This is a genomic window from Archaeoglobus neptunius (assembly GCF_016757965.1).
GTDB classification, from domain to species: domain Archaea; phylum Halobacteriota; class Archaeoglobi; order Archaeoglobales; family Archaeoglobaceae; genus Archaeoglobus; species Archaeoglobus neptunius.
Window position 1 is genome coordinate 50,512 of sequence record NZ_JAEKIW010000008.1, and the last position, 18,665, is coordinate 69,176.

An 18,665-nucleotide genomic window follows, 5' to 3' on the forward strand; every position below is an offset into this window, starting at 1 on the left:
AGAGCTAGCAGTTGTAGTGCCTTTTTACCCTTATAACTCCATCGAGCCGGAGTAAATCCTCCTCTTTTCCCGCATATCTTACGATGTAGTCGTAATCGTAAAAAATTTCATGCACTTCATCACAAATTTCCCTTAATGTTTTTTCCACCGCTTCCCTTTTTGAATGATCCACCCAGACTTCCAGATACATGTCAGCGGGTTCGTTCAATTTAATAAAAATTTTTCTGTTTTGCTAATCAGAAATTCGAAAATCGAAAGGAAATTTTAAAGTTCTATGAATCAGAGATATTAACATGAAACCCGTCGAGCTGAAAGATGGTGTATATTGGGTTGGTGCAATTGACTGGGACGAGAGGGATTTTCACAATTTTGTGACTGAACGTGGGCTGACGTACAATTCATATCTCATCATGGACGAAAAGGTGACGCTAGTTGATACCGTAAAGCACAAATTCGTTAGACAGTCAATGGAGAGGATCAGAAAGGTTGTAGAACCATCGGAAATCGAATACATTGTTGTCAACCACATCGAACCGGATCACTCAAGCGGTTTGCCCGACACGGTGAAGATAGCGAAAGATGCGACAATCATCTGTACGCAGAGGGCGAAGGATGGATTATGCAGGTATTATGACTGTGACGGCTGGAACTTTCAGGTTGTGAAGGGTGGAGATGAACTTAAAATCGGTAGAAGGACCCTGATGTTCGTGGATATGACGATGCTACACTGGCCCGATAGCATGGCAACGTATGTGAAGGAGGACAGGCTTTTGCTGTCAAATGATGCATTCGGTCAGCATATAGCCAGTGGAGGGAGATTTGATGAGGATATTGGGGTTGATGAAGCTCTGAAGTGGGCCAAAATCTATTACGCTAACATTCTGATGCCCCTGTCCGGGCTGATCAAGAAAAAACTTGCGGAAATTCAGAATCTCAATCTGGAAATTGACATGATAGCTCCCAGCCATGGGGTTGTGTGGAGGAATCCAGCAAAGATAATCGAGGCTTACTCAAGGTGGTCAAACTTCGAGTCGGAAAATAAGGTTGTTATCGTCTATGATTCGATGTGGCACTCAACAGAGGCAATTGCGAGAGCCATTGCAGACGGTGTTGAGAGCGAAGGGGCAGAGGTTAGAGTATTCCATGTCAGAAAAGATCACTGGACCAGTATAGTTACCGAGATTCTCGATGCTAGAGCGGTAGCTGTTGGATCACCAACGATCCACAACGGACTTTTCCCCACAGTTGCAGGGTTTTTGACGTACCTGAAAGGCCTGAAACCGCAGAACAAGAAGGGTCTCGCCTTTGGATCATACGGATGGAACGGAAATGGGGTAAAAGAAGTTCATAGAATACTGGAAGAGCTGAAATTTGAGATGCTGGAACCCTTCATGGTGAAGTTCAGACCAACGAAGGAAGAGCTTGAAAAGGCTTTCGAGATGGGGGCGGAGCTGGCGAAATGATACTCGGTATATCGGGCAGTCCAAGAAAAAAAGCAACTGAGTACGTTCTGTTAAAGGCACTCAAAATGCTTGAGGAGATGGGTTTCGAGACCGAGTTTTTCACTGTGAGGGGAAAGGAAATAAAGCCCTGTCAGCACTGTGACTACTGCCTGAAGCACAAGGAGTGCAGAATCAGGGATGATATGCAGAATCTTTACGCTGTGTTTGGGGAAGCAAGTGGAATCGTTATGGCAACTCCAGTTTATAATGGCGGTGTCAGTGCGCAGATAAAAGCGGTAATGGATAGATGCAGGGCTCTTGTGGCTGCCGATTACGATTTTTTCAGAGGGAAAGTGGGAATGGGTATTGCGGTTGGTGGGGACAGAATAGGTGGGCAGGAGGCAGCTCTACAGCAGATCATAACTTTCTACATTCTGAACGGAATTATTCCGGTTAGCGGTGGATCTTTTGGAGCGAATCTTGGGGCCACGTTCTGGAGCAGGGACACGCTCGAGGGGGTGAAGGGGGATGAGGAGGGTTTCAGAAGTCTGAGAAAAACGGTTAAGAGATTTGCATCAGTATTAAAGATGATGGAAGGTGTGTGATATGGAGGGGAGGAAAAAGAAAAGGGTTGCGTGGGGAATTACCGGAAGTGGGGACAGATTGCAGGAGACAGTCGAGGTCATGAAGAAGATCAGGAAACAGTATCCGGAAGTTGAGATAGCTGTGTATTTATCCAAGGCCGGAGATCAGGTTATTAAGCATTATAAACTTGTTGGCGATCTAAAGGAGAATTTTGGTGCTGTAAGAGTTGAGATTGACGCAAACACACCATTTCTGGCAGGACAGGTTCAGGTGGGCAGATACGAGTTTCTTCTGATAGCTCCCGCAACATCCAACACAGTAGCTAAGATTTCAATGGGCATCGCAGATTCACTGCTTTCGAATGCAGCGATAATGGCTCTAAAGGCTTTCATTCCTGTCTACGTCATGCCCTCCGATTACAGAGAGGGGGTGGTGGTTACAAGGTTGCCTGATGGAAGGGATCTGAAGATAAGGGTCAGAAAAGAAGATGTGGAGCACGTGAAAAAACTGGCCGAAATGGATGGAGTGCACATTCTCGAAAAACCGGAAGACATATTTGGCGTTTTCGAAAGGCATTTTGGAAAAGCTTAAAATTTTTGAGCATAAATTTTTCAGTGTCAGCAGAAGGCCTGATCTCAGAGTTTTACGTGGATAAAAAAGGGGAAATAATACTGGTTACGGTTTTCGTTCCTGAGGAAAGGGAGAACCTGATAAGAATGTACGAGGAATACGATCCGGAAAGTAGGTGCTGTGGACTTCCTCCAAACACCAGAAACGGGATTGAAAGCTGGATTGATGCTCTCCACAAAAATGGTTATGGCTTCATTGCAAAACTCGGTGACAGGGTTATCGGACATATTGCGGCGGTTCCTGAGAACAGTGAAGCAGAGTTTGCGATTTTCATCCATCCGGATTTTGTGGACAGGGGTATTGGTGGCGAGCTCATAAGATTTGCTTCAAGAGTCATGAGGGAGAAGGGCGTCAGGAAGCTCAAGGCAATAACGGAAAGAACCAACAGAAGAGCGATCGAGACATACAGACATCTTGGCTTTTTGGCGGTTAGCAGAGATCCACTGTACGTTTATTTTGAAAAGGAAATATGAAGGTGATTGCAGTTCCAGAAGCGATTGAATGCATAATTCTTGGCAGATTGAACAGGTTCGTCGTCGAAATCGAGATTGATGGCAGAGTAGCCAGAGCGCACATAAACAATACGGGAAGACTTAAGGAACTCCTTTTCAGAGGCAACAGGGGTTTTTGTTTTAAAACGGAAACCAAAAAGACAGACTACAGGCTCTTTGCTGTAAAGTGCGAATCCGGATACGCCTTGATTGATACCCAGATTCAGATGAAAGCTTTTGAAAGGGCTATCAGAACGATTGATTGGTTGGATGTGAGAACGTTCGTGAGAAACGTGAGGGTTGATGAATCGAGAATAGACTACCTTCTCGTAGGAAAAGAAGAAGTCTTTGCAGAACTGAAAAGTGCCGCTCTCAAGTCTGGAGACTACGCAATGTATCCGGACTGCCCGACAGAGAGAGGGAGGAGGCATGTTCAGACATTGATTGATCTTGTGGGGGAAGGAAAAAAGGCTGTGATAGTGTTCATCGCTGCAGTTCCTTCAGTCAAGGCTTTCAAGCCCAATATGGAAGCGGATGAGATGCTTTACTCTCTTCTCGTAGAGGCAAAAAAAGCGGGAGTGATGATGAAAGCCCTTCATCTCGAGTACGGGGATGGATTCGTTTTCCTCAGAAACCCTGATCTTCCGGTTGAGATTTAATCTTTGTTATGTGAAGGTTCAGAATTCGTCAAGTTCCCTTTTTATTCTGGCATAAAAAAGCTCCAGAAATCTGTGCCGGTCTTCGGCAATTTCTCTTGCAGTATCCGTATAAAGTTGATCCTTAAGCCTCAGAAGCTTTTCCTCAAAGTGCTTTAGCGTGTCATGTATACTTCTTCCTCTCTCCCCGCTGTACAGGAATGCTCTTGCAACGCCTATTGCCCCCATTGCATCAAGCTTGTCGGCGTCGCTCAGAACCTTCGCCTCAAGTGTTCTTGGCTCTATGCCGGATGAAAAGGAGTGTGCCTCAATTGCATGAACAACCGAACTCACGAACTTGTAATCTCTTCCCTTCAGAATCTCCCGTGCCTTCTTTGCAGATTCAACGGCATGGTTCTCTGCATCCCGTGCAATATCATGCAATCTCGCTGCAGTCAGTACGACCTCGAGATCGGCCCCCTCCCTCCTCGCTATGAATTCTGCCAGTTTCATAACTCTCTCCACATGTCCTTCATCATGGGAAGACATCAGGGAATTTCCTGACCAAAAAAATTTAATTGATTGTGCTTGAGATAGGGTGATGAGTGATGAGGCAAAGATTATCGAACTTGAAGATATTCCCGGAGTTGGGCCTGAAACGGCGAAGAAGCTGAGAGATGCCGGTTTCTCAACCGTCGAGGCGGTTGCCGTTGCATCTCCTTCAGAACTTGCAAGTGTGGGTGGAATTACTGAAGGCAATGCGGTCAAGATAATCCAGGCAGCGAGGAAGCTGGCGAACATCGGTGGATTCGAAAGTGGAGACAAGGTTCTGGAAAGGAGAAAGGCGGTGAGGAAGATAACAACGGGGAGTAAGGATCTTGACGCCCTTCTGGGAGGTGGTGTGGAGACTCAGGCCATAACGGAGTTCTTCGGTGAGTTTGGAAGTGGTAAAACACAGATTTGCCACCAGTTGGCGGTGAATGTCCAGCTTTCTGAAGATCAAGGAGGGCTTAACGGTTCAGTAGTGATAATTGATACCGAAAACACCTTCAGGCCTGAAAGGATTATTCAGATGGCCGAGGCGAAGGGGCTTGATGGCAACGAGGTTTTGAAGAACATCTATGTCGCTCAGGCGTACAACTCCAATCACCAGATGCTGCTCGTTGATAACGCCAAAGAGCTGGCTGAGAAACTCAAAAAAGAAGGCAAGCCGGTGAGGTTGATAATAGTAGACTCCCTCATGTCTCACTTCAGAGCGGAGTACGTCGGAAGGGGAACTCTGGCCGACAGACAGCAGAAACTCAACAGACATCTGCACGATCTCATGAAGTTCGGAGAGCTCTACAATGCTGCCATAGTTGTAACAAACCAGGTTATGGCAAGACCGGATGTTATGTTCGGAGACCCGACAAAGCCTGTTGGAGGGCATATTGTTGCACATACGGCCACATTCAGAGTTTATCTCAAAAAGAGCAAGGATGACCTCAGGATTGCAAGGTTGATTGACTCACCACACCTGCCAGAAGGAGAAGCAATTTTCAAGGTTACCGAAAGGGGAATAGAGGACGCAGAAGAGGACAAAAAGAAAAGAAGGAAAAAATAATTTATTCTTCAACAACTCCACCAACAACCTCCATCAGTTCTTGCGAATCGTTCTCATCGCCGTACTGGTTAACAAGCCTGATTATCTCTCTCAGGTCCTTAACACACTCCTTAGTGTGCTGAACAGCGCTCTTTACAGCATTTCTGACGTCCTTCATGGCTTCAAAACCCTGTTGTGGGGTCTCAATTCCCATCACCTTTTCTTTTGCTTCGTTGATTCTCTCAAGCGCTTTTTCTCTGTCTTCTGAGTACTTATCCAGCCAGTTCTCCAGCATTGTTGTGTCCTTGCCCTCTTCCTGGAACTTTGCAATCTTCTCCTTAACAAAGTCTTCTATTCTGTCTCCTCCCTCCACGAACGTTTCAAGCCTGTCAAGCACCGCTATTATCATGCTCTTCTGAAGTGAAACTTTCGCATCGATCCAGATACTCCGTGCATTTTTCATTGCCTCCCTGTACTCCTCAACCGTCTGCGCACTTTCAATCTGTTCCTTTGCGTTGATCAGGTCTGTTATATGCTCGTTGATTTCGCCAATTATCTGATCCTTCATGCTCAGATTACTGTCCTCGAGTTTCTCCTTTATACTCTCAAGGGATGCAACTCCAAAGTCCACCATTGCAACCCCGAGATTCTTTGCCTCATCAAGTGTATCGTTGTTCAGCACCAGACCAAATCTGTGCCACTCTCTCACCTTCTTCAGCACTCCGGTGGTCTCTTTCATTTTTTCTGCATACATACTCCCATTCCCAACTGCCATAGCTGCTGGCATTAAGATCGCCAGCAGGGCAAAGATTGCCGCCAGCCTTCCAAACCTTCCGCCAACCATGTCGCATCACCGGTATAGGGTTGAATCTCAAAAAATATAACGAAACTTTCGCTGTTCTGTTTTCAATTTTCTTTCAAAATCTTTACATGGCTTTACAACTCTTTTTAATCCACGCTGAAACTTTAAATTCGTTATTTCTCACTTGAAAAATTTTTCAAGCGGGTTGCTTTTATACCGTGCTTCAAGAACAGCTATGCCGTTTTCAATCAGAACTTTTATGGCATCTGAAATGTTCTCATTTTTCTCAGTTCCGACAATCAGTGCGGATTTGGTGACAGAAACACTGAAACCGTGGTCTTTCAGAATTTCTCCCGCCTTATCCGGATTGCTGACCTTCAGCAGCATCTCTGTCGAACCCACAAGTGACTGCAGATCCTTTTCTACCAGCATCCTTCCCCCTTTCACTATGGCCACCCTGCCCTCCTCGAAGTTGTGAATTTCATCGAGAATGTGGGTTGAAAGGAGAATGGACTTTTTCTCCTCCAGCATCTCAAAAATTCTGTCTCTGAGAGCCATAACTGACTCGATGTCAAGATTGCTGAAAGGTTCATCGAGAATCACAACTTCCGGATCGTGAAGGAGGGTTCTGGCAATTGCCAGCCTCTTTCTCAAACCTCTACTGAGTGTTCCTGCCATTTTGTTTCTGTACTCACTCAATCCAAAATTCTCTAAAATTTCCCGGATCCTGTCCTCCCCTATTCCATATATTTTTGCAAAGAACTCCATGTTTTTGAGAACTGTAAGGTCCGGGTAAACTCTTTCACCTTCCGGCAGGTAACCCAGTCTGGATTTGACTCTCTCATCCTCCCAGATATCAACACCGTCAATCATGACCCTGCCCTTCGTCGGCGGCAGGATTCCGGCAACAACTCTGAAAATCGTGGTTTTTCCACTTCCATTTGGTCCCAGGAGAATGTAGATTTCTCCCCTACCAATCCTGAAATTCACATTGTGGATAACCTCTCCATCTCCGTATCCGGCGCTAACGTTTTTTACATCAATCAAGGGATCACCTCAGTTTACGATAAAGCTCAGCCTGTTAATCGTTCTTTTCAGTGCAACTGTCAGTAGCAGTGAAACCACAAACGCAAAACCTCCGAGCAGCTCGACAGCCATGAAAAATATGGCCGGAGAGTGGCTGAGGCCCACCACAAAGAGGGCGATTGGAAGGAGTCCTGCAAGACTACCCCACTTTGTGGCCTGGGAGCTTTTCGCTCTGACGCTTATGAGGAGTGCCAAAGGCAGTGCGAGGAGCATCATGGAGAGGGGAAGAACTGTTATCATCGTGAGATAACCCGACGTCGGAGTCCAGAGCCGTGAGGTGTTCATCCAGTACAGTATTTCTATCGCTGCGGTATTGACAGCTCCGCTCAAAGCCACCGTTGCACCTGCGATACACATGCAGAACAGGATTTTTCCGTAGATTATGTCCTCGTCTCTGAGAGGTGTGGAGAACAGCACTTCCATCGTTTTGTTCACCCTCTCCGTCATGAAGGACTGAACAACTGCGTTGTAGGTTGTTATGTATGCGAAAATCTGAATTACAATGGGAATCTGGGCAATCAGAACTGCCATGGAGATTGCAGCATCCCCAAGCCCGTCTACATCGGTATGGGAAAGCCCGAAAAACTGTGGAGAGGATTTGATCTGGTTTATCGCAATTGCTCTTGACTGAGGAGTGAGCACAACACCGTTGGTCAGCACAACTGCTGTAAGGAGGAGTACAAGGATCAGCGGCGGGATTATGTGGCTGTAAAGGTAGGAGGGATTCTCCCTAAGCGTCCAGAGCTCTTTTCTGAAAATTACACCCATCATCAACCATCCCCCGGTCAAGTATGAACATCATCTCATCCGTCTCCACGAAAACACCATCCACATCAGTAGTGTACACCCAGACTTTTCCGTAAGTGCTTGTGAACAAACCGAAATTAATTTTACCGGCAGATATCCCGAGCAGTCTTGCTCTGAGTACACCTCTAACATCCACAGGGAACATGCTTTTCACTTCAAGCTGCCTTTTCCTGAACAGGTATTTTACCAGCAACTTGCTGTTGTCGACCTTCAGGTCATAGGGCAAAAAAATCAGGGACAGCAAAAGCAGAGACGCCAGAAACACCGAGATGTAACGGAGGTCAATGGCACTCACAAAGATGATTGATAGCAGGAGGGTTGCAAGGACTGAAATGTAAAGTTTTTTCATGCTCCATCCTCCAGCAGAGTTTGAATATTCACAATCCCCTCACCCCCTTCCAGTTCAACAAAACCGTTGAGCAGCAGCCATGTTAATGCCCCCTTCAAGTCCCTTTCCAGAATGTTGATGGACACTTCGTCGTATACATCGGATAGAACAGCCAGAATTTCATGAAAGTCCACCGGTGCCCTCTGAATTATGGTCTCGTAGATTAATGCTAGGGTTGGATTCAGCACGCATATTTTCCCTGTGAGAGGGCTGAAAGTCAGTATTCTGCCATCATCTTCCTTCCGGTATTTGTTGACCATGAAGGGTTTCACCAAACTTTTGCTGAAATCAAGTTTCTCTATTTTTTCTTTTATATATTCAATTCTGTTCATGCCCCATCACCCGGCAAACCTCTTTTTCAAGGTCTAGTAACTCTTTGCTGCTCAAATTTCTGAGATTGATGATGTTCTCGTCACTCGCCCTTGTTAAAAGCAGTTTTGAGAGTTTTACAAAATCCGTCTCCGAATTAATATTTTCGGATCACCATCAGACCACCGTTCTATGCAATAACAACAACCAGTGCCGCCGCTGCAGCAACCACAACCACTGCTGCTGCCGCAACCACAGCAGCAACTGCCACGGCAACAGGTCCGTAAACGGCGTTGTATGTCATTCCCACTTCTCCTCCCACAGGTGGTATGTAGTTTGCTGTCATGATATAATGAATCAATGTGGAAAATATTAACTTTTCTATTAGATAAAAATAGACATCATAGTGATCATAAACTGTTCGGTGACCAAAATTGCTGCTCCATTAGCATCTATAATGTAATTTTATTTTATCTGCTGTGAGATCTTACCTCCATCTTTATTTTTAAACAGGCAAATTAGGTAAAATTTAAGTATTGGCCAAATATCAAGTATAATTGGTGATGAAATGGTAGCTGTTGTTGGAGTCGGGTATTCGGGTTTTAACTCCACCACACCCGACCTGAGCTGGAAGGAAATCATGTATGAAGCGGCTTTAAGGGCCTACACCGATGCAGGTGTCAACCCGCGGAGAGATGTGGACAGCTTCATAACGTGTGCTGAGGACATCTATGAGGGTTTTGCAATTTTCGACGAGTTCGTTCCGGATCAGCTCGGGGCAGTGGTCAAACCTACCTGCACTGTATGCGGGGACTTCATTTACGGAGTGGCAACTGCGTACATGCACATAAAAAGCGGACTGGCGGACATCGCTGTTGTTGAAGCCCACAGCAAGGCAAGCGACATTCATGCTCTCGGAAACGTCATAAAATTTGCAATGGATCCGGTATGGCTCAGAAATGTTGGAAACGCTCATCCTTACTATCTGGCAGCTCTTGAGATGTTTCAGTACATGTCAGAAAGGTGCCTGGCCGAGGAGGACGTTGCTGGGGTTGTGGTCAAAAACAAAAATAACGCCCTGCTAAATCCGTCTGCACCGTATGCTGCCAATGTATCTCTTGATGACGTGATGGCCAGTCCAAAGCTCTTCGATCCAATGAAGAAGCTGGAGATCGCCCCGATTGCCGATGGATGTGTCGTCTTTGTTCTTGCCAGCGATGAAATTGCAAGAGAGCTGACAGACAGTCCTGTTTGGGTTAAGGGAGTTGGATGGTGGAGCGAAACCTACGGCTACGATACTGCGAGCTTCTCCGCCATGTATGCCTACAAGGCAGCAAAAATGGCCTACAGGATGGCAGGTATAGCAAATCCAGCAAAGGAAGTGGATTTTGCCGAGGTGGATGATAGATTTGCCTTCAAGGAGTTGCAGCACATCGAGGCGTTGCAACTGGCCGACAAATTTGATGTTGCGAGGCTTATGGCGGAAGGATACTTCGACAGAGATGGTGCACTGCCTGTTAACGTTTCGGGAGGGAGTCTTGGTGTGGGAAATCTCCTCGAGTGCACGGGTGGACAGAAAGCTCTTGAGGTGGTACTGCAGCTTCGTGGTGAGGCCGGGAAGAGACAGCTTGACGATGTTAATGTGGGTGTCGCTCAGGCATGGAGGTATCTGCCAACCCATAGTGGTGCAGTTGCAGTTTTCGGAGTGTGATGGTTATGGAAGTTGAGAGGATTAGTGGTTTGAAGTTTCACAAGAAGCAGGATGTGGCAATCGTTGGGGCCGGAATGACCACGTGGAAGAGGAGATTAAATGAAACCGGGAGAGAACTCAGCTACCTGGCTGTCAAGCAGGCCCTGGAAGAAGCTGGTCTGACTCTGGATGATATCGAAATGGTTGTAATGGGTTCAGCCCCTGACACGTTCGATGGTCTGCACCTAAAAGGAGAGTATCTCCTTGACGGCTCAGGTGGGAGCGACAGACCCTACATGAGAGTATTCGTGGGTGGGGGAACGGGAGTTTTTGCCCCCATTGCAGGATACTGGCATGTAGCAAGTGGTTTGGCAGATGTCTGTCTCGTGGTTTGTGAGGAGAAGATGTCTTCAAGCTATCCCCACCCGCAGTCGGCTTTCAAGTACATCTGGGATCCAATCCTTGACAGACCCCTGAACCCAAACCTGATCTGGATATTCGCCCTGGAGATGCGCCGCTATATGCACGTCCACAACATCAAGCATGAGGACATAGCTCTCGTATCCGTCAAGAACAAGGCAAATGCCCTGGACCATCCGTGTGCCCAGGTTGCGGAGAAGATAACCGTTGAGGATGTTCTGAACAGCGAGCCGATGGCTTTGCCTGTAAGAAGGCTGGATGTCTCTCCACCGAGTGATGGTGCCGCTGCACTGATCATGGTTGCCCCGCATATCGCCAGACAGCTCACAGACAACCCCGTGTGGGTTACTGGTGTTGGATGGGCACTTGATACAACATGGTGGACGAACAGAGACCTCTACTTCCCACGCTATGTTGCCGAGGCTGCTAAGATGGCGTACAGGATGGCACACGTAACAGATCCGAGAAAGGAGATCGATGTGGCTGAACCCTACGACCCCTTTGACTACAAGGAGCTTCACCACATGGAAGGTCTTGGTCTGGCTAAGAAAGGAGAGGCACCGATTCTGACGAGGGAAGGAGTTACCCAGAGAGATGGAGATCTTCCGACCTGCCCCTCCGGAGGACTGCTGGGAGTTGGTAATCCAATTGCAGCAACGATGGGTGTCAAGGCCTGCGAGATCTACTGGCAGCTAGCCTACAGAGCGGGGAAAAGACAGGTGGCAAAGGAGGTCACAACCGGGGTATGTCAGGCCTGGGGAGACCTGATGCAGGTTGGAACTGTTATGGTTATGTCAAACAAGAGGTGATATGATGGCTGTTGGCAAAAAGGAGATTGAATGCCCACCCTACGCTGAGGGAACACCTCTCAGTGACAGGGATATAAAAGAAAGGAAGGTAACCTACGTTGAGGATCACCCGGATATTCGATATTCATGGTCAGCCGGCCAGGCAATAAGCAAATTTCTCAACGGGTTGAAAGAGGGCAGGATTCTGGGGGTAAAGTGCAACAAGTGTGGCAGGATCATGGTGCCACCAAGAATGTTCTGTGAACTGTGTTTCAAGCCCATTGATGGATGGGTGGAGCTTGAAGACACCGGAACAGTACAGACATTTTCCATATCCTATATCGATCCTGATGCAAAGCCCTTGCCTGAACCAATCATTGTCGCTGTTATTGCGATTGACGGGGCCTCGCAAAACATGGGAATAATGCACATTCTGGACGAGGTAAAGCCCGAGGACGTTTACATTGGAATGAAGGTTAAGGCTGTGTGGAAGAGCGAAGAGGAGAGAGAGGGGGCGATTACGGATATAAAGTACTGGAAGCCTCTGGAGGGGTGAAGATGATCGAGAAGATTGTTAATCCAAGAGAATTGAGGCACTGGGATGGTAAAATTGAGCTTTACTGGATATACACCAGTGGAAAGGCTGGAGATGAATTCTTCAAAAAGCTCAGGGATGAAGGAAAGTTCATTGCAGCCAGATGCAAGCAATGCGGTAAGGTTTACTTCCCGCCCAGAATCTACTGTGAGAGGGACTTCAGCGATACAGAGTTCGTTGAGGTGAGTGGCGAAGGTAGCGTGAGAGCATTTACAGTTGCAAAACTTGACCCATACGAAAACCCACTGGAAGAACCGCAGATTTATGCCGTGATAGATATGGATGGGACTGATGGCTGCCTGATTCACCTGCTAGGTGAGGTAAAGCCCGAGGACATAAAGGTGGGAATGAAAGTTAAACCGGTTCTGAAGCCCAAAGAAGATAGAGAAGGTGCGATTACTGACATTATGTACTTTAAACCTGTCTAAATTTTTATTTTTTGAGGTGATAAGATGAACTTCGAATTTACCGATGAGCAGAGGATGATTGCCAACGCTGCGAGAGACATAGCAAAGGACTTCCCGCCCGAGTACTGGAGGGAGAAGGAGGAGAACGGAGAGTTTGCTGAGGAGTTCTTCAGAGCAATTGCGGATGCGGGCTTCATGGGTATAGTGATTCCGGAGGAGTATGGGGGAAGCGGTTACGGAATGACAGAACTGCTAATAGCGATGGAAGAGCTGGCAGCGAATAACTGCGGAATGGCAGGTGTTTGGTACCTTGTCCTGACGGAGTGTTTTGGCGCCCTCACGATCGTCAGGCACGGAACCGATGAGCACAAGGAGAAATACCTCCCCAAAATTGCAAGGGGTGAGATGGAGTTCTGCATGGCTTTAACCGAGCCGGATGCAGGAACGAACACTCTGGCAATAAGAACCACAGCGGTTAAGGATGGGGATGAGTGGGTCATTAACGGAAACAAGATCTTCATCAGCGGTGCTGACAGGGCAAAGGGGATGCTGATAATCGCCAGAACGACTCCGAGAGAGAAAGCGGAGAAGAAGACGTATGGAATAAGCCTTTTCCTTGCAGATCTGCCTAACGATGCGGTGAAGGTAAATCCTATCCCAAAGCACGGTATAAACTATTCCAAAACCTGCGAAGTTAGCTTTAACGGCCTGAGATTACCGGAAAATGCTTTAATACCACCGCTGGATGGGGGGTGGTACCACCTCCTCGACACCCTGAATCCTGAGAGGATGAGCTTCACAGCAGCAGCGATAGGAATAAGCAGGCTTGCAATAAGCAAGGCTGTGGAGTATTCGAAGCAACGGAAAGTTTTTGCTGATCCAATCGGCAGCTATCAGGGCTTGCAGTTTCCCCTGGCGGAGGCTTACGCTACACTGGAATGTGCGAGGTTGATGAACTTTAAGGCTGCGACACTCTATGATGGCGGGGCGAACTACAGGGATGTTGGCAAAGCAGCGAACATGGCGAAGGCTGTTGCGGTCGAAGCTGGAATCAAGGCGGTTTACTGGGCAATGCAGACCTTTGGCGGTTACGGCTACGCAAAGGAGTACGATGTGGAGAGGTGGTGGAGGGAGATCAACCTGATTCGACTGGCTCCGGTAACGCAGCAGATGGCACTCAACTTCATAGCGGAGCACATCCTCGGCATGCCTAAGAGCTACAGGACGTGAGAATATGGCTGCGGTAGAGTACAGGGAGGAGGACGGAATTCTGTTTGTGAAATTCAACAGACCTGAAGCTCTGAATGCAATAAACAGAGAATTCGTGAGAGGGTTAAGAAATGTCGTTGAATACGCCAGGGAGAACAAAAGCGTCAGAGTAATCGTAATTACCGGAGAGGGAAAGGCATTCTGCGCCGGGGCGGATATAAAGATGTTTTCAGAGTCTTCTCATTTTGCTGCCAGAAATACGATCGAGGAGCTGGGCAGAGTACTTGAGGACATGGAAGATCTTGAGGTTCCTGTAATTGCTGCAGTAAATGGATTTGCGCTGGGTGGAGGTTGTGAGGTTGCAATGGCGTGTGATATCATAATAGCGAGCGAGAAGGCGAGCTTTGGTCAGCCGGAGATCAATCTGGGAATAATACCCGGTGCAGGAGGAACGCAGAGGCTGGCAAGGCTTGTGGGATGGAAGAAGGCAATGGAGCTCTGTCTGACTGGAGAAAGGATCTCTGCTGAGGAAGCCTACAGACTTGGACTTGTGAACAAGGTTGTGGAACATGAGAAGCTGATAGACGAGGCGAAGAAACTCGCAGAGATCATCAAGAGCAAGTCCCCCTATGCCGTAATGCTTGTCAAACAGGCTGTGAACAGGGGATACAAGATGAGCCTGAAAGACGGCATAATGTACGAAAGAGACCTCTTTACGATATCTTTCTCCTCTAAAGATGCTGAGGAGGGTATAAGGGCGTTTGTTGAGAAAAGAAAAGCTGAATTCAGGAGGGACAGGGAATGAAAAAGTTTCTGCTTATTTTTTTAATTTCCGCCCTTTTTCTCGCCTGTGCTCAGCCTGAGGAGACGAAACAGGTTGAGAAAATAAAGATAGGAGTTCTTGTCCCTGAAACAGGGTTGTACTCATCAGCCGGAGTGGCGATGAAGAATGCCGCACAACTTGCTGCAAAGCATGCTGGAAATGTCGATCTTGTTTTTGCAGACTGTGGTGACACTCCTGAAAAGACGAAGACGGCATTCGAGTTTTTGGTTTCGCAGAACGTGGATGCGATTGTGGGGGCGTATTCAAGTCCCCAGGCGATGGTGGCTGCTGATGCGGCAGGGGAGAACAGGGTTGTTTACATTGTCAGCGTGGCATCGACGGGTGTTATAGAGAAAAAAGTGGCTGCGGGGAACAGGTACGTTTTCAGAACATCTTACAATACCACGTACTGGGGAATGCTTGCAGCAGAGTTCTTGAACCTGTCCAAACCCGAAAAGTACTACTTTGTTGGATATGATCCGCTCAGGACGTTCAATCAGGGAATGCTCGCATCAATTAAGAAGATCTACGGCGATCCTGAAATGGAGATATACTACAAATCGCCGAGTGTGGCTCCTGACGACTACAAAAACGTTGCAAAGCGGCTTGCTGAGGTTGTTGGGAAAAGAGACGTCATAATTCTTGGAGATCCGAGTGGAGTATCGATAAATTTCCTCAAAGAGTACAGAGCGAACGGTGGAAAGGGTATTGTTTACTCCGTCGGTGGAGCGCTGGCACTTCCTGCAACACTCAAAAAGCTTAACGCAGATTACACCGCATTCCAGGGTGCCGCACTTGAGGAGACTGAGAAAACCGATTTAACTAAAAGATACTTCGAGGAGTACAAGAATGAGTACGGAGAGGAGGCAAACAACTATGCAGGACTGCTGACGTACGATTCCATTCTGATACTGGCGAAGGCTTTCGAGAAGGGCGGAAAGGAGAAGCTTATTGAGACTCTCGAAAAGGGTGAGTTCGAGGGGGCTGCAGGAGTTTACAGGTTCAACAGCAACCATCAGGCATTGTGGGGGAGTGAGAAACTCAGAGGAGTTATAGGGGAGTTCATAAAGGGTAAGATTGAGGTTCTCTACCCTCCAGAATTCGCCACAGGCAATCCCGTGTGGATGGGATGATATCCCCCCTTCTTACAGCAATTTTCATTTCATTTTATTCCTCAGCTCTAATACTCAACTACAGAATAGGTGGCCTTCTCAATCTTTCCTTTGCTTCTCTGTACACGCTTGGAGCATATATGTTGGTTGCTGTCAACTCCAAATCCGTTGCGGCAGTATTTGCTTTCCTGATTTCATTCACGATTGCACTGGGCCTTGCGAAAATAACCGAGAGGCTTTCTGCAGGTGAAGCGACAATAGTTTCGCTCGGATTTGCCATCGGGATTGAAGAGACAATTAGAATTTACTTCAGAAGCTCGTACTATCAGATCATCGAGACGAACTACATTTCTGTGTTTGGGGAAGCTGTTGATGTCAACTGGATTTATGGCTCGGCAATTTTCCTCATGCTCCTCGCTTTTTTTACGTTCATTCAGATGTCTGCTTTTGGTCTGAAGCTCAGATTTGTTGAGGAAGATTGCGAACTGGCGGAGATATATGGAGTGAGGACAAGGAGGATAAGGCTTTCTGCGATAGCAATCACTTCAGGCCTGATCGGTGTTGCGGGTGCAGTTCTTGCTCCCACTCAGGCAATTTCACCGGCGATGGGATGGAGCGTACTCATCGTTTCTGTTGTGGTCGCAGCTATTGCGTCTCTTGCGGGAAATGCCGGTCTTAGGAAGTACCTCGCAACATTCCCGGTCGCACTGCTTTACATGCTTGTCATTCAGACGATGGGGTGGTTGGCTTGAAGACCGACATTCTTCTGCTTATTCTGATTCTCATCTCCCCTCTGTTCCTGAAAAATCACTTCCTGCTTTCAGTCATAACTCTGGCCGTAATCTACTCCTGCCTGTCCCTCTCATGGTACTTTATGGAGAGATATACCGGGTGGGTCAGTCTCTCCCATTCCATCCCATTTGGTCTGGCAGCATACGCACTTGCGGTGAATCCCTATCTGCTGATCCCTGCAATCGTCTTCACGATCCTGATTTTCTTCCTGATGTCTCTGCTCGGGAGGGAGAGATTTTTGTTTGGAACTTTGATCCTGACGGTGGTTTTCTGGTACCTGTCCCACTACATAGTTCTGAGCGAAAACGGAGAGCTTATCGGCGGAGAGGAGGGTTTTAGCTATGCGAGTATAGGGGTGCTAAATTCGTACATACTCTCATCTATAATTTTGCTTTCGGCATTTTTCCTTTTGCTCAGGATTTCGAAATCCTCTTTTGGCCTCAAAATCGCAGCTACCAGGGATGATGAGATTGCCGCCAGAAGCATTGGGATAGACGTTTTTAGAGTTAGAGCAATGAGCTTTGCGATTTCAGCAACTCTGGCTGCGATTGCAGGGATCTGTTACATACTTTACTTTGGACACGTTTCGCCAGATGTTTTCTCGATCGAGGTCGCACTCCTGCCCTTCATCGCAAGTCTTCTCGCAGGTAGCAGGTGGATTTCTCCAATTGCCGGAACATTTCTGGTGGTCATGGTTTCAAGGATGATGGGCATGGAAATACACCTTTTCCTCTACGCAGCGGTACTGATTCTTTCTCCAAAACTGAGCAGGTGGTGGAATGCTGAAGCTCATTGATGTTTCAAAAGTTTACGATGGAAACGCTGTGCTCAGGGGAATAAGTCTTGAGGTGGATGATCTTGTCGGGATCTATGGTCCGAATGGAAGTGGAAAGTCAACCTTACTCAGGATCATTGCGGGAATCGAAAGGCCAACCTGTGGGAGAATTCTTTTCGAAAATAAAGATATCACAGGACTGCCCCCTCAGAGAATCGCAAAAATGGGAATCGCCACGGTGTTTCAGATTCCCCGCCCCTTCAAGAGGATGACGGTTGTGGAGAACATTGCGGCTGTGGTTGCAGACAGGGGATACAGAGAGGCTGTAGATGAAGCATACAGAATCTGCAGGTTCATAGGTCTCGATGGTGTAACTGAAACTCTCGCTTCCAGGCTGTCGCAGGGTGAGCTGAAGCTTCTTGAAATCGGCAAAGCTCTGGCCCTTAATCCGAAATTCATGCTTATTGATGAGCCTTTTTCCGGACTCGATGTTGAAAATGCAAGAAAAGTTGTCAGGCTCGTCAGAAAAATAAAGAAGAAGGGGATTCCGGGAATAATCACGGCACACAGAATGAAGCTGCTCAGGGATGTTGCGGACAGATGCTACGAGATAAGAGGTGGAAAAATTGCTGAAAGCTGAGGAAATTACGGTGTCTCTCAATGGCAGAAAGATTCTGAAAAACGCCTCATGCTGGCTTGAGATGGGGGAGATTCTGCTGGTTGTCGGACCAAACGGAAGTGGAAAGTCCACTCTGCTCAAGGCTTTTATGGGTCTTGTGAGTCATGAAGGGAGGATATACTTCGATAACAGAGATATAACCGATCTCGAACCTTCGGAAAGGTTCAGACTCGGGATCACCCTTGCACCGGAGAAACTGAGGATTGCCAGAAATTTAAGTGTCACTGAAAACATAGAAATTGCTGGCAGCGTTGAGGAGGCTTTCGACCTATTCCCTGAACTGAGACCACTCGCGAACAAGAAGACAAAGACTCTCAGTGGTGGCGAAAGGCAGATGGTCGTTCTGGCGAGGGCTTTTGTTTCCAATCCCAGATATCTACTGCTCGATGAACCGTTCCACGGGCTACACAAAGAGATCAGGAGGAGGGTCATTGATTACATCAATAGTTTTTCAGCGAGATGCGGGGTTATCGTTGTTACTCACGACGAAATTGAGGAGATATTCTCCATCTCTGATAAAACCTGTATTCTGGCGGGAGGCGAGATACTATATTTCGGTGATAGTGCTGGGGCGGAGAAAATTGTAAGAGAGCTCTTTATCTAACTCGAAAACATTTA

General features: G+C 47.3%; 25 protein-coding genes. 17 read left to right on the forward strand and 8 right to left on the reverse strand.

Features of this window, described 5'->3' with window-relative positions; all coding sequences use genetic code 11:
* Positions 1 to 4 precede the first annotated feature (4 nt).
* Entirely contained in the window at positions 5 to 190 is a 186-nt protein-coding gene (locus tag JFQ59_RS07340) for a hypothetical protein (protein ID WP_202319771.1), read from the reverse strand.
* Positions 191 to 293: 103 nt separating this feature from the next.
* Between JFQ59_RS07340 and JFQ59_RS07345 the strand changes: the two genes are divergently transcribed.
* Genes JFQ59_RS07345 through sfsA form a run of 5 tightly spaced genes read left to right on the forward strand, consistent with a single transcriptional unit; the run spans position 294 to position 3,807 of the window.
* A complete protein-coding gene (locus JFQ59_RS07345; protein ID WP_202319772.1) occupies positions 294 to 1,463 on the forward strand; it encodes an FprA family A-type flavoprotein in 1,170 nt (389 codons plus the stop codon).
* Complete coding sequence (locus JFQ59_RS07350; RefSeq protein ID WP_202319773.1) at positions 1,460 to 2,047, forward strand: flavodoxin family protein; 588 nt, start codon at positions 1,460 to 1,462, stop codon at positions 2,045 to 2,047. The genes JFQ59_RS07345 and JFQ59_RS07350 overlap by 4 nt, the downstream gene beginning before the upstream one ends.
* A 1-nt stretch (position 2,048) precedes the next feature.
* Positions 2,049 to 2,618, forward strand: coding sequence for an archaeoflavoprotein AfpA (afpA, locus tag JFQ59_RS07355; RefSeq protein WP_230972367.1), 570 nt, complete (start codon positions 2,049 to 2,051; stop codon positions 2,616 to 2,618).
* Between the two features lie 23 nt (positions 2,619 to 2,641).
* Positions 2,642 to 3,130, forward strand: a complete 489-nt coding sequence (locus tag JFQ59_RS07360) for a GNAT family N-acetyltransferase (RefSeq protein ID WP_202319775.1) — start codon at positions 2,642 to 2,644, stop codon at positions 3,128 to 3,130.
* Positions 3,127 to 3,807, forward strand: a complete 681-nt coding sequence (sfsA, locus tag JFQ59_RS07365) for a DNA/RNA nuclease SfsA (RefSeq protein ID WP_202319776.1) — start codon at positions 3,127 to 3,129, stop codon at positions 3,805 to 3,807. The genes JFQ59_RS07360 and sfsA overlap by 4 nt, the downstream gene beginning before the upstream one ends.
* An 18-nt stretch (positions 3,808 to 3,825) precedes the next feature.
* Here the strand turns inward: sfsA and JFQ59_RS07370 are convergent, their stop codons facing one another.
* Entirely contained in the window at positions 3,826 to 4,332 is a 507-nt protein-coding gene (locus JFQ59_RS07370; RefSeq protein ID WP_202319777.1) for an HD domain-containing protein, read from the reverse strand.
* 52 nt (positions 4,333 to 4,384) lie between these two features.
* Between JFQ59_RS07370 and radA the strand changes: the two genes are divergently transcribed.
* Positions 4,385 to 5,386: a DNA repair and recombination protein RadA gene (gene radA, locus JFQ59_RS07375; protein ID WP_202319778.1), complete on the forward strand. Its 1,002-nt coding sequence runs from the start codon at positions 4,385 to 4,387 to the stop codon at positions 5,384 to 5,386.
* A 1-nt stretch (position 5,387) separates the two neighbouring features.
* On the opposite strand, the gene JFQ59_RS07380 is transcribed toward radA, so the two are convergent.
* From JFQ59_RS07380 to JFQ59_RS07405, 6 genes are all read right to left on the reverse strand, one after another.
* Positions 5,388 to 6,209 carry a hypothetical protein gene (locus JFQ59_RS07380; RefSeq protein ID WP_202319779.1) on the reverse strand — a complete coding sequence of 274 codons (822 nt, stop codon included), beginning with the start codon at positions 6,207 to 6,209 and terminating at the stop codon, positions 5,388 to 5,390.
* Positions 6,210 to 6,347: 138 nt separating this feature from the next.
* Entirely contained in the window at positions 6,348 to 7,214 is an 867-nt protein-coding gene (ccmA, locus tag JFQ59_RS07385) for a heme ABC exporter ATP-binding protein CcmA (protein WP_202319780.1), read from the reverse strand.
* A 9-nt stretch (positions 7,215 to 7,223) separates the two neighbouring features.
* Positions 7,224 to 8,024 carry an ABC-2 transporter permease gene (locus JFQ59_RS07390; protein ID WP_202319781.1) on the reverse strand — a complete coding sequence of 267 codons (801 nt, stop codon included), beginning with the start codon at positions 8,022 to 8,024 and terminating at the stop codon, positions 7,224 to 7,226.
* Positions 7,984 to 8,409 (reverse strand): hypothetical protein, encoded by a 426-nt coding sequence (locus JFQ59_RS07395; protein WP_202319782.1) that lies wholly within the window; start codon positions 8,407 to 8,409, stop codon positions 7,984 to 7,986. Before JFQ59_RS07395 ends, JFQ59_RS07390 begins: the two co-directional genes overlap by 41 nt.
* The gene (locus JFQ59_RS07400; RefSeq protein ID WP_202319783.1) at positions 8,406 to 8,780 is read right to left on the reverse strand and encodes a hypothetical protein; all 375 of its coding nucleotides are present in this window, start codon (positions 8,778 to 8,780) and stop codon (positions 8,406 to 8,408) included. Before JFQ59_RS07400 ends, JFQ59_RS07395 begins: the two co-directional genes overlap by 4 nt.
* A gap of 167 nt (positions 8,781 to 8,947) precedes the next feature.
* On the reverse strand, positions 8,948 to 9,103 hold the full coding sequence (locus JFQ59_RS07405) for a hypothetical protein (RefSeq protein ID WP_202319784.1): 156 nt from the start codon (positions 9,101 to 9,103) through the stop codon (positions 8,948 to 8,950).
* A 222-nt stretch (positions 9,104 to 9,325) separates the two neighbouring features.
* On the opposite strand from JFQ59_RS07405, the gene JFQ59_RS07410 reads away from it, so the two are divergent.
* From JFQ59_RS07410 to JFQ59_RS07460, 11 genes are read left to right on the forward strand one after another with little or no spacing between them, the layout of a single operon-like run.
* Positions 9,326 to 10,468: a thiolase domain-containing protein gene (locus JFQ59_RS07410; RefSeq protein ID WP_202319785.1), complete on the forward strand. Its 1,143-nt coding sequence runs from the start codon at positions 9,326 to 9,328 to the stop codon at positions 10,466 to 10,468.
* A gap of 5 nt (positions 10,469 to 10,473) precedes the next feature.
* A complete protein-coding gene (locus tag JFQ59_RS07415; RefSeq protein WP_202319786.1) occupies positions 10,474 to 11,676 on the forward strand; it encodes a thiolase domain-containing protein in 1,203 nt (400 codons plus the stop codon).
* Position 11,677: 1 nt separating this feature from the next.
* A complete protein-coding gene (locus tag JFQ59_RS07420) occupies positions 11,678 to 12,211 on the forward strand; it encodes a Zn-ribbon domain-containing OB-fold protein (protein ID WP_230972369.1) in 534 nt (177 codons plus the stop codon).
* Between the two features lie 2 nt (positions 12,212 to 12,213).
* Positions 12,214 to 12,678, forward strand: a complete 465-nt coding sequence (locus JFQ59_RS07425; RefSeq protein WP_202319787.1) for a Zn-ribbon domain-containing OB-fold protein — start codon at positions 12,214 to 12,216, stop codon at positions 12,676 to 12,678.
* A 24-nt stretch (positions 12,679 to 12,702) separates the two neighbouring features.
* Positions 12,703 to 13,887, forward strand: coding sequence for an acyl-CoA dehydrogenase family protein (locus tag JFQ59_RS07430; RefSeq protein ID WP_202319788.1), 1,185 nt, complete (start codon positions 12,703 to 12,705; stop codon positions 13,885 to 13,887).
* A gap of 4 nt (positions 13,888 to 13,891) precedes the next feature.
* Positions 13,892 to 14,671: an enoyl-CoA hydratase/isomerase family protein gene (locus tag JFQ59_RS07435; RefSeq protein WP_202319789.1), complete on the forward strand. Its 780-nt coding sequence runs from the start codon at positions 13,892 to 13,894 to the stop codon at positions 14,669 to 14,671.
* Entirely contained in the window at positions 14,668 to 15,822 is a 1,155-nt protein-coding gene (locus JFQ59_RS07440; protein ID WP_202319790.1) for an ABC transporter substrate-binding protein, read from the forward strand. The genes JFQ59_RS07435 and JFQ59_RS07440 overlap by 4 nt, the downstream gene beginning before the upstream one ends.
* A complete protein-coding gene (locus JFQ59_RS07445) occupies positions 15,819 to 16,553 on the forward strand; it encodes an ABC transporter permease subunit (protein ID WP_202319791.1) in 735 nt (244 codons plus the stop codon). Before JFQ59_RS07440 ends, JFQ59_RS07445 begins: the two co-directional genes overlap by 4 nt.
* On the forward strand, positions 16,550 to 17,389 hold the full coding sequence (locus JFQ59_RS07450; RefSeq protein ID WP_202319792.1) for a branched-chain amino acid ABC transporter permease: 840 nt from the start codon (positions 16,550 to 16,552) through the stop codon (positions 17,387 to 17,389). Before JFQ59_RS07445 ends, JFQ59_RS07450 begins: the two co-directional genes overlap by 4 nt.
* Positions 17,373 to 18,008 carry an ATP-binding cassette domain-containing protein gene (locus tag JFQ59_RS07455; RefSeq protein WP_202319793.1) on the forward strand — a complete coding sequence of 212 codons (636 nt, stop codon included), beginning with the start codon at positions 17,373 to 17,375 and terminating at the stop codon, positions 18,006 to 18,008. Before JFQ59_RS07450 ends, JFQ59_RS07455 begins: the two co-directional genes overlap by 17 nt.
* Positions 17,986 to 18,651: an ATP-binding cassette domain-containing protein gene (locus JFQ59_RS07460; RefSeq protein ID WP_202319794.1), complete on the forward strand. Its 666-nt coding sequence runs from the start codon at positions 17,986 to 17,988 to the stop codon at positions 18,649 to 18,651. Before JFQ59_RS07455 ends, JFQ59_RS07460 begins: the two co-directional genes overlap by 23 nt.
* Positions 18,652 to 18,665: the final 14 nt, after the last annotated feature.

Excerpts from the sequence above, each read along its gene's own strand:
- JFQ59_RS07425 (WP_202319787.1), top strand. The coding sequence starts at position 12,214 with ATGATCGAGAAGATTGTTAATCCAAGAGAATTGAGGCACTGGGATGGT.
- radA (WP_202319778.1), top strand. The coding sequence starts at position 4,385 with ATGAGTGATGAGGCAAAGATTATCGAACTTGAAGATATTCCCGGAGTT.
- JFQ59_RS07350 (WP_202319773.1), top strand. The coding sequence starts at position 1,460 with ATGATACTCGGTATATCGGGCAGTCCAAGAAAAAAAGCAACTGAGTAC.
- JFQ59_RS07445 (WP_202319791.1), top strand. The coding sequence starts at position 15,819 with ATGATATCCCCCCTTCTTACAGCAATTTTCATTTCATTTTATTCCTCA.
- JFQ59_RS07400 (WP_202319783.1), bottom strand. The coding sequence starts at position 8,780 with ATGAACAGAATTGAATATATAAAAGAAAAAATAGAGAAACTTGATTTC.
- sfsA (WP_202319776.1), top strand. The coding sequence starts at position 3,127 with ATGAAGGTGATTGCAGTTCCAGAAGCGATTGAATGCATAATTCTTGGC.
- JFQ59_RS07340 (WP_202319771.1), bottom strand. The coding sequence starts at position 190 with ATGTATCTGGAAGTCTGGGTGGATCATTCAAAAAGGGAAGCGGTGGAA.
- JFQ59_RS07455 (WP_202319793.1), top strand. The coding sequence starts at position 17,373 with ATGCTGAAGCTCATTGATGTTTCAAAAGTTTACGATGGAAACGCTGTG.
- JFQ59_RS07410 (WP_202319785.1), top strand. The coding sequence starts at position 9,326 with ATGGTAGCTGTTGTTGGAGTCGGGTATTCGGGTTTTAACTCCACCACA.
- JFQ59_RS07370 (WP_202319777.1), bottom strand. The coding sequence starts at position 4,332 with ATGTCTTCCCATGATGAAGGACATGTGGAGAGAGTTATGAAACTGGCA.
- JFQ59_RS07420 (WP_230972369.1), top strand. The coding sequence starts at position 11,678 with ATGATGGCTGTTGGCAAAAAGGAGATTGAATGCCCACCCTACGCTGAG.
- JFQ59_RS07405 (WP_202319784.1), bottom strand. The coding sequence starts at position 9,103 with ATGACAGCAAACTACATACCACCTGTGGGAGGAGAAGTGGGAATGACA.
- afpA (WP_230972367.1), top strand. The coding sequence starts at position 2,049 with ATGGAGGGGAGGAAAAAGAAAAGGGTTGCGTGGGGAATTACCGGAAGT.
- JFQ59_RS07395 (WP_202319782.1), bottom strand. The coding sequence starts at position 8,409 with ATGAAAAAACTTTACATTTCAGTCCTTGCAACCCTCCTGCTATCAATC.
- JFQ59_RS07435 (WP_202319789.1), top strand. The coding sequence starts at position 13,892 with ATGGCTGCGGTAGAGTACAGGGAGGAGGACGGAATTCTGTTTGTGAAA.
- JFQ59_RS07380 (WP_202319779.1), bottom strand. The coding sequence starts at position 6,209 with ATGGTTGGCGGAAGGTTTGGAAGGCTGGCGGCAATCTTTGCCCTGCTG.
- JFQ59_RS07430 (WP_202319788.1), top strand. The coding sequence starts at position 12,703 with ATGAACTTCGAATTTACCGATGAGCAGAGGATGATTGCCAACGCTGCG.
- JFQ59_RS07390 (WP_202319781.1), bottom strand. The coding sequence starts at position 8,024 with ATGATGGGTGTAATTTTCAGAAAAGAGCTCTGGACGCTTAGGGAGAAT.
- JFQ59_RS07415 (WP_202319786.1), top strand. The coding sequence starts at position 10,474 with ATGGAAGTTGAGAGGATTAGTGGTTTGAAGTTTCACAAGAAGCAGGAT.
- JFQ59_RS07345 (WP_202319772.1), top strand. The coding sequence starts at position 294 with ATGAAACCCGTCGAGCTGAAAGATGGTGTATATTGGGTTGGTGCAATT.
- JFQ59_RS07440 (WP_202319790.1), top strand. The coding sequence starts at position 14,668 with ATGAAAAAGTTTCTGCTTATTTTTTTAATTTCCGCCCTTTTTCTCGCC.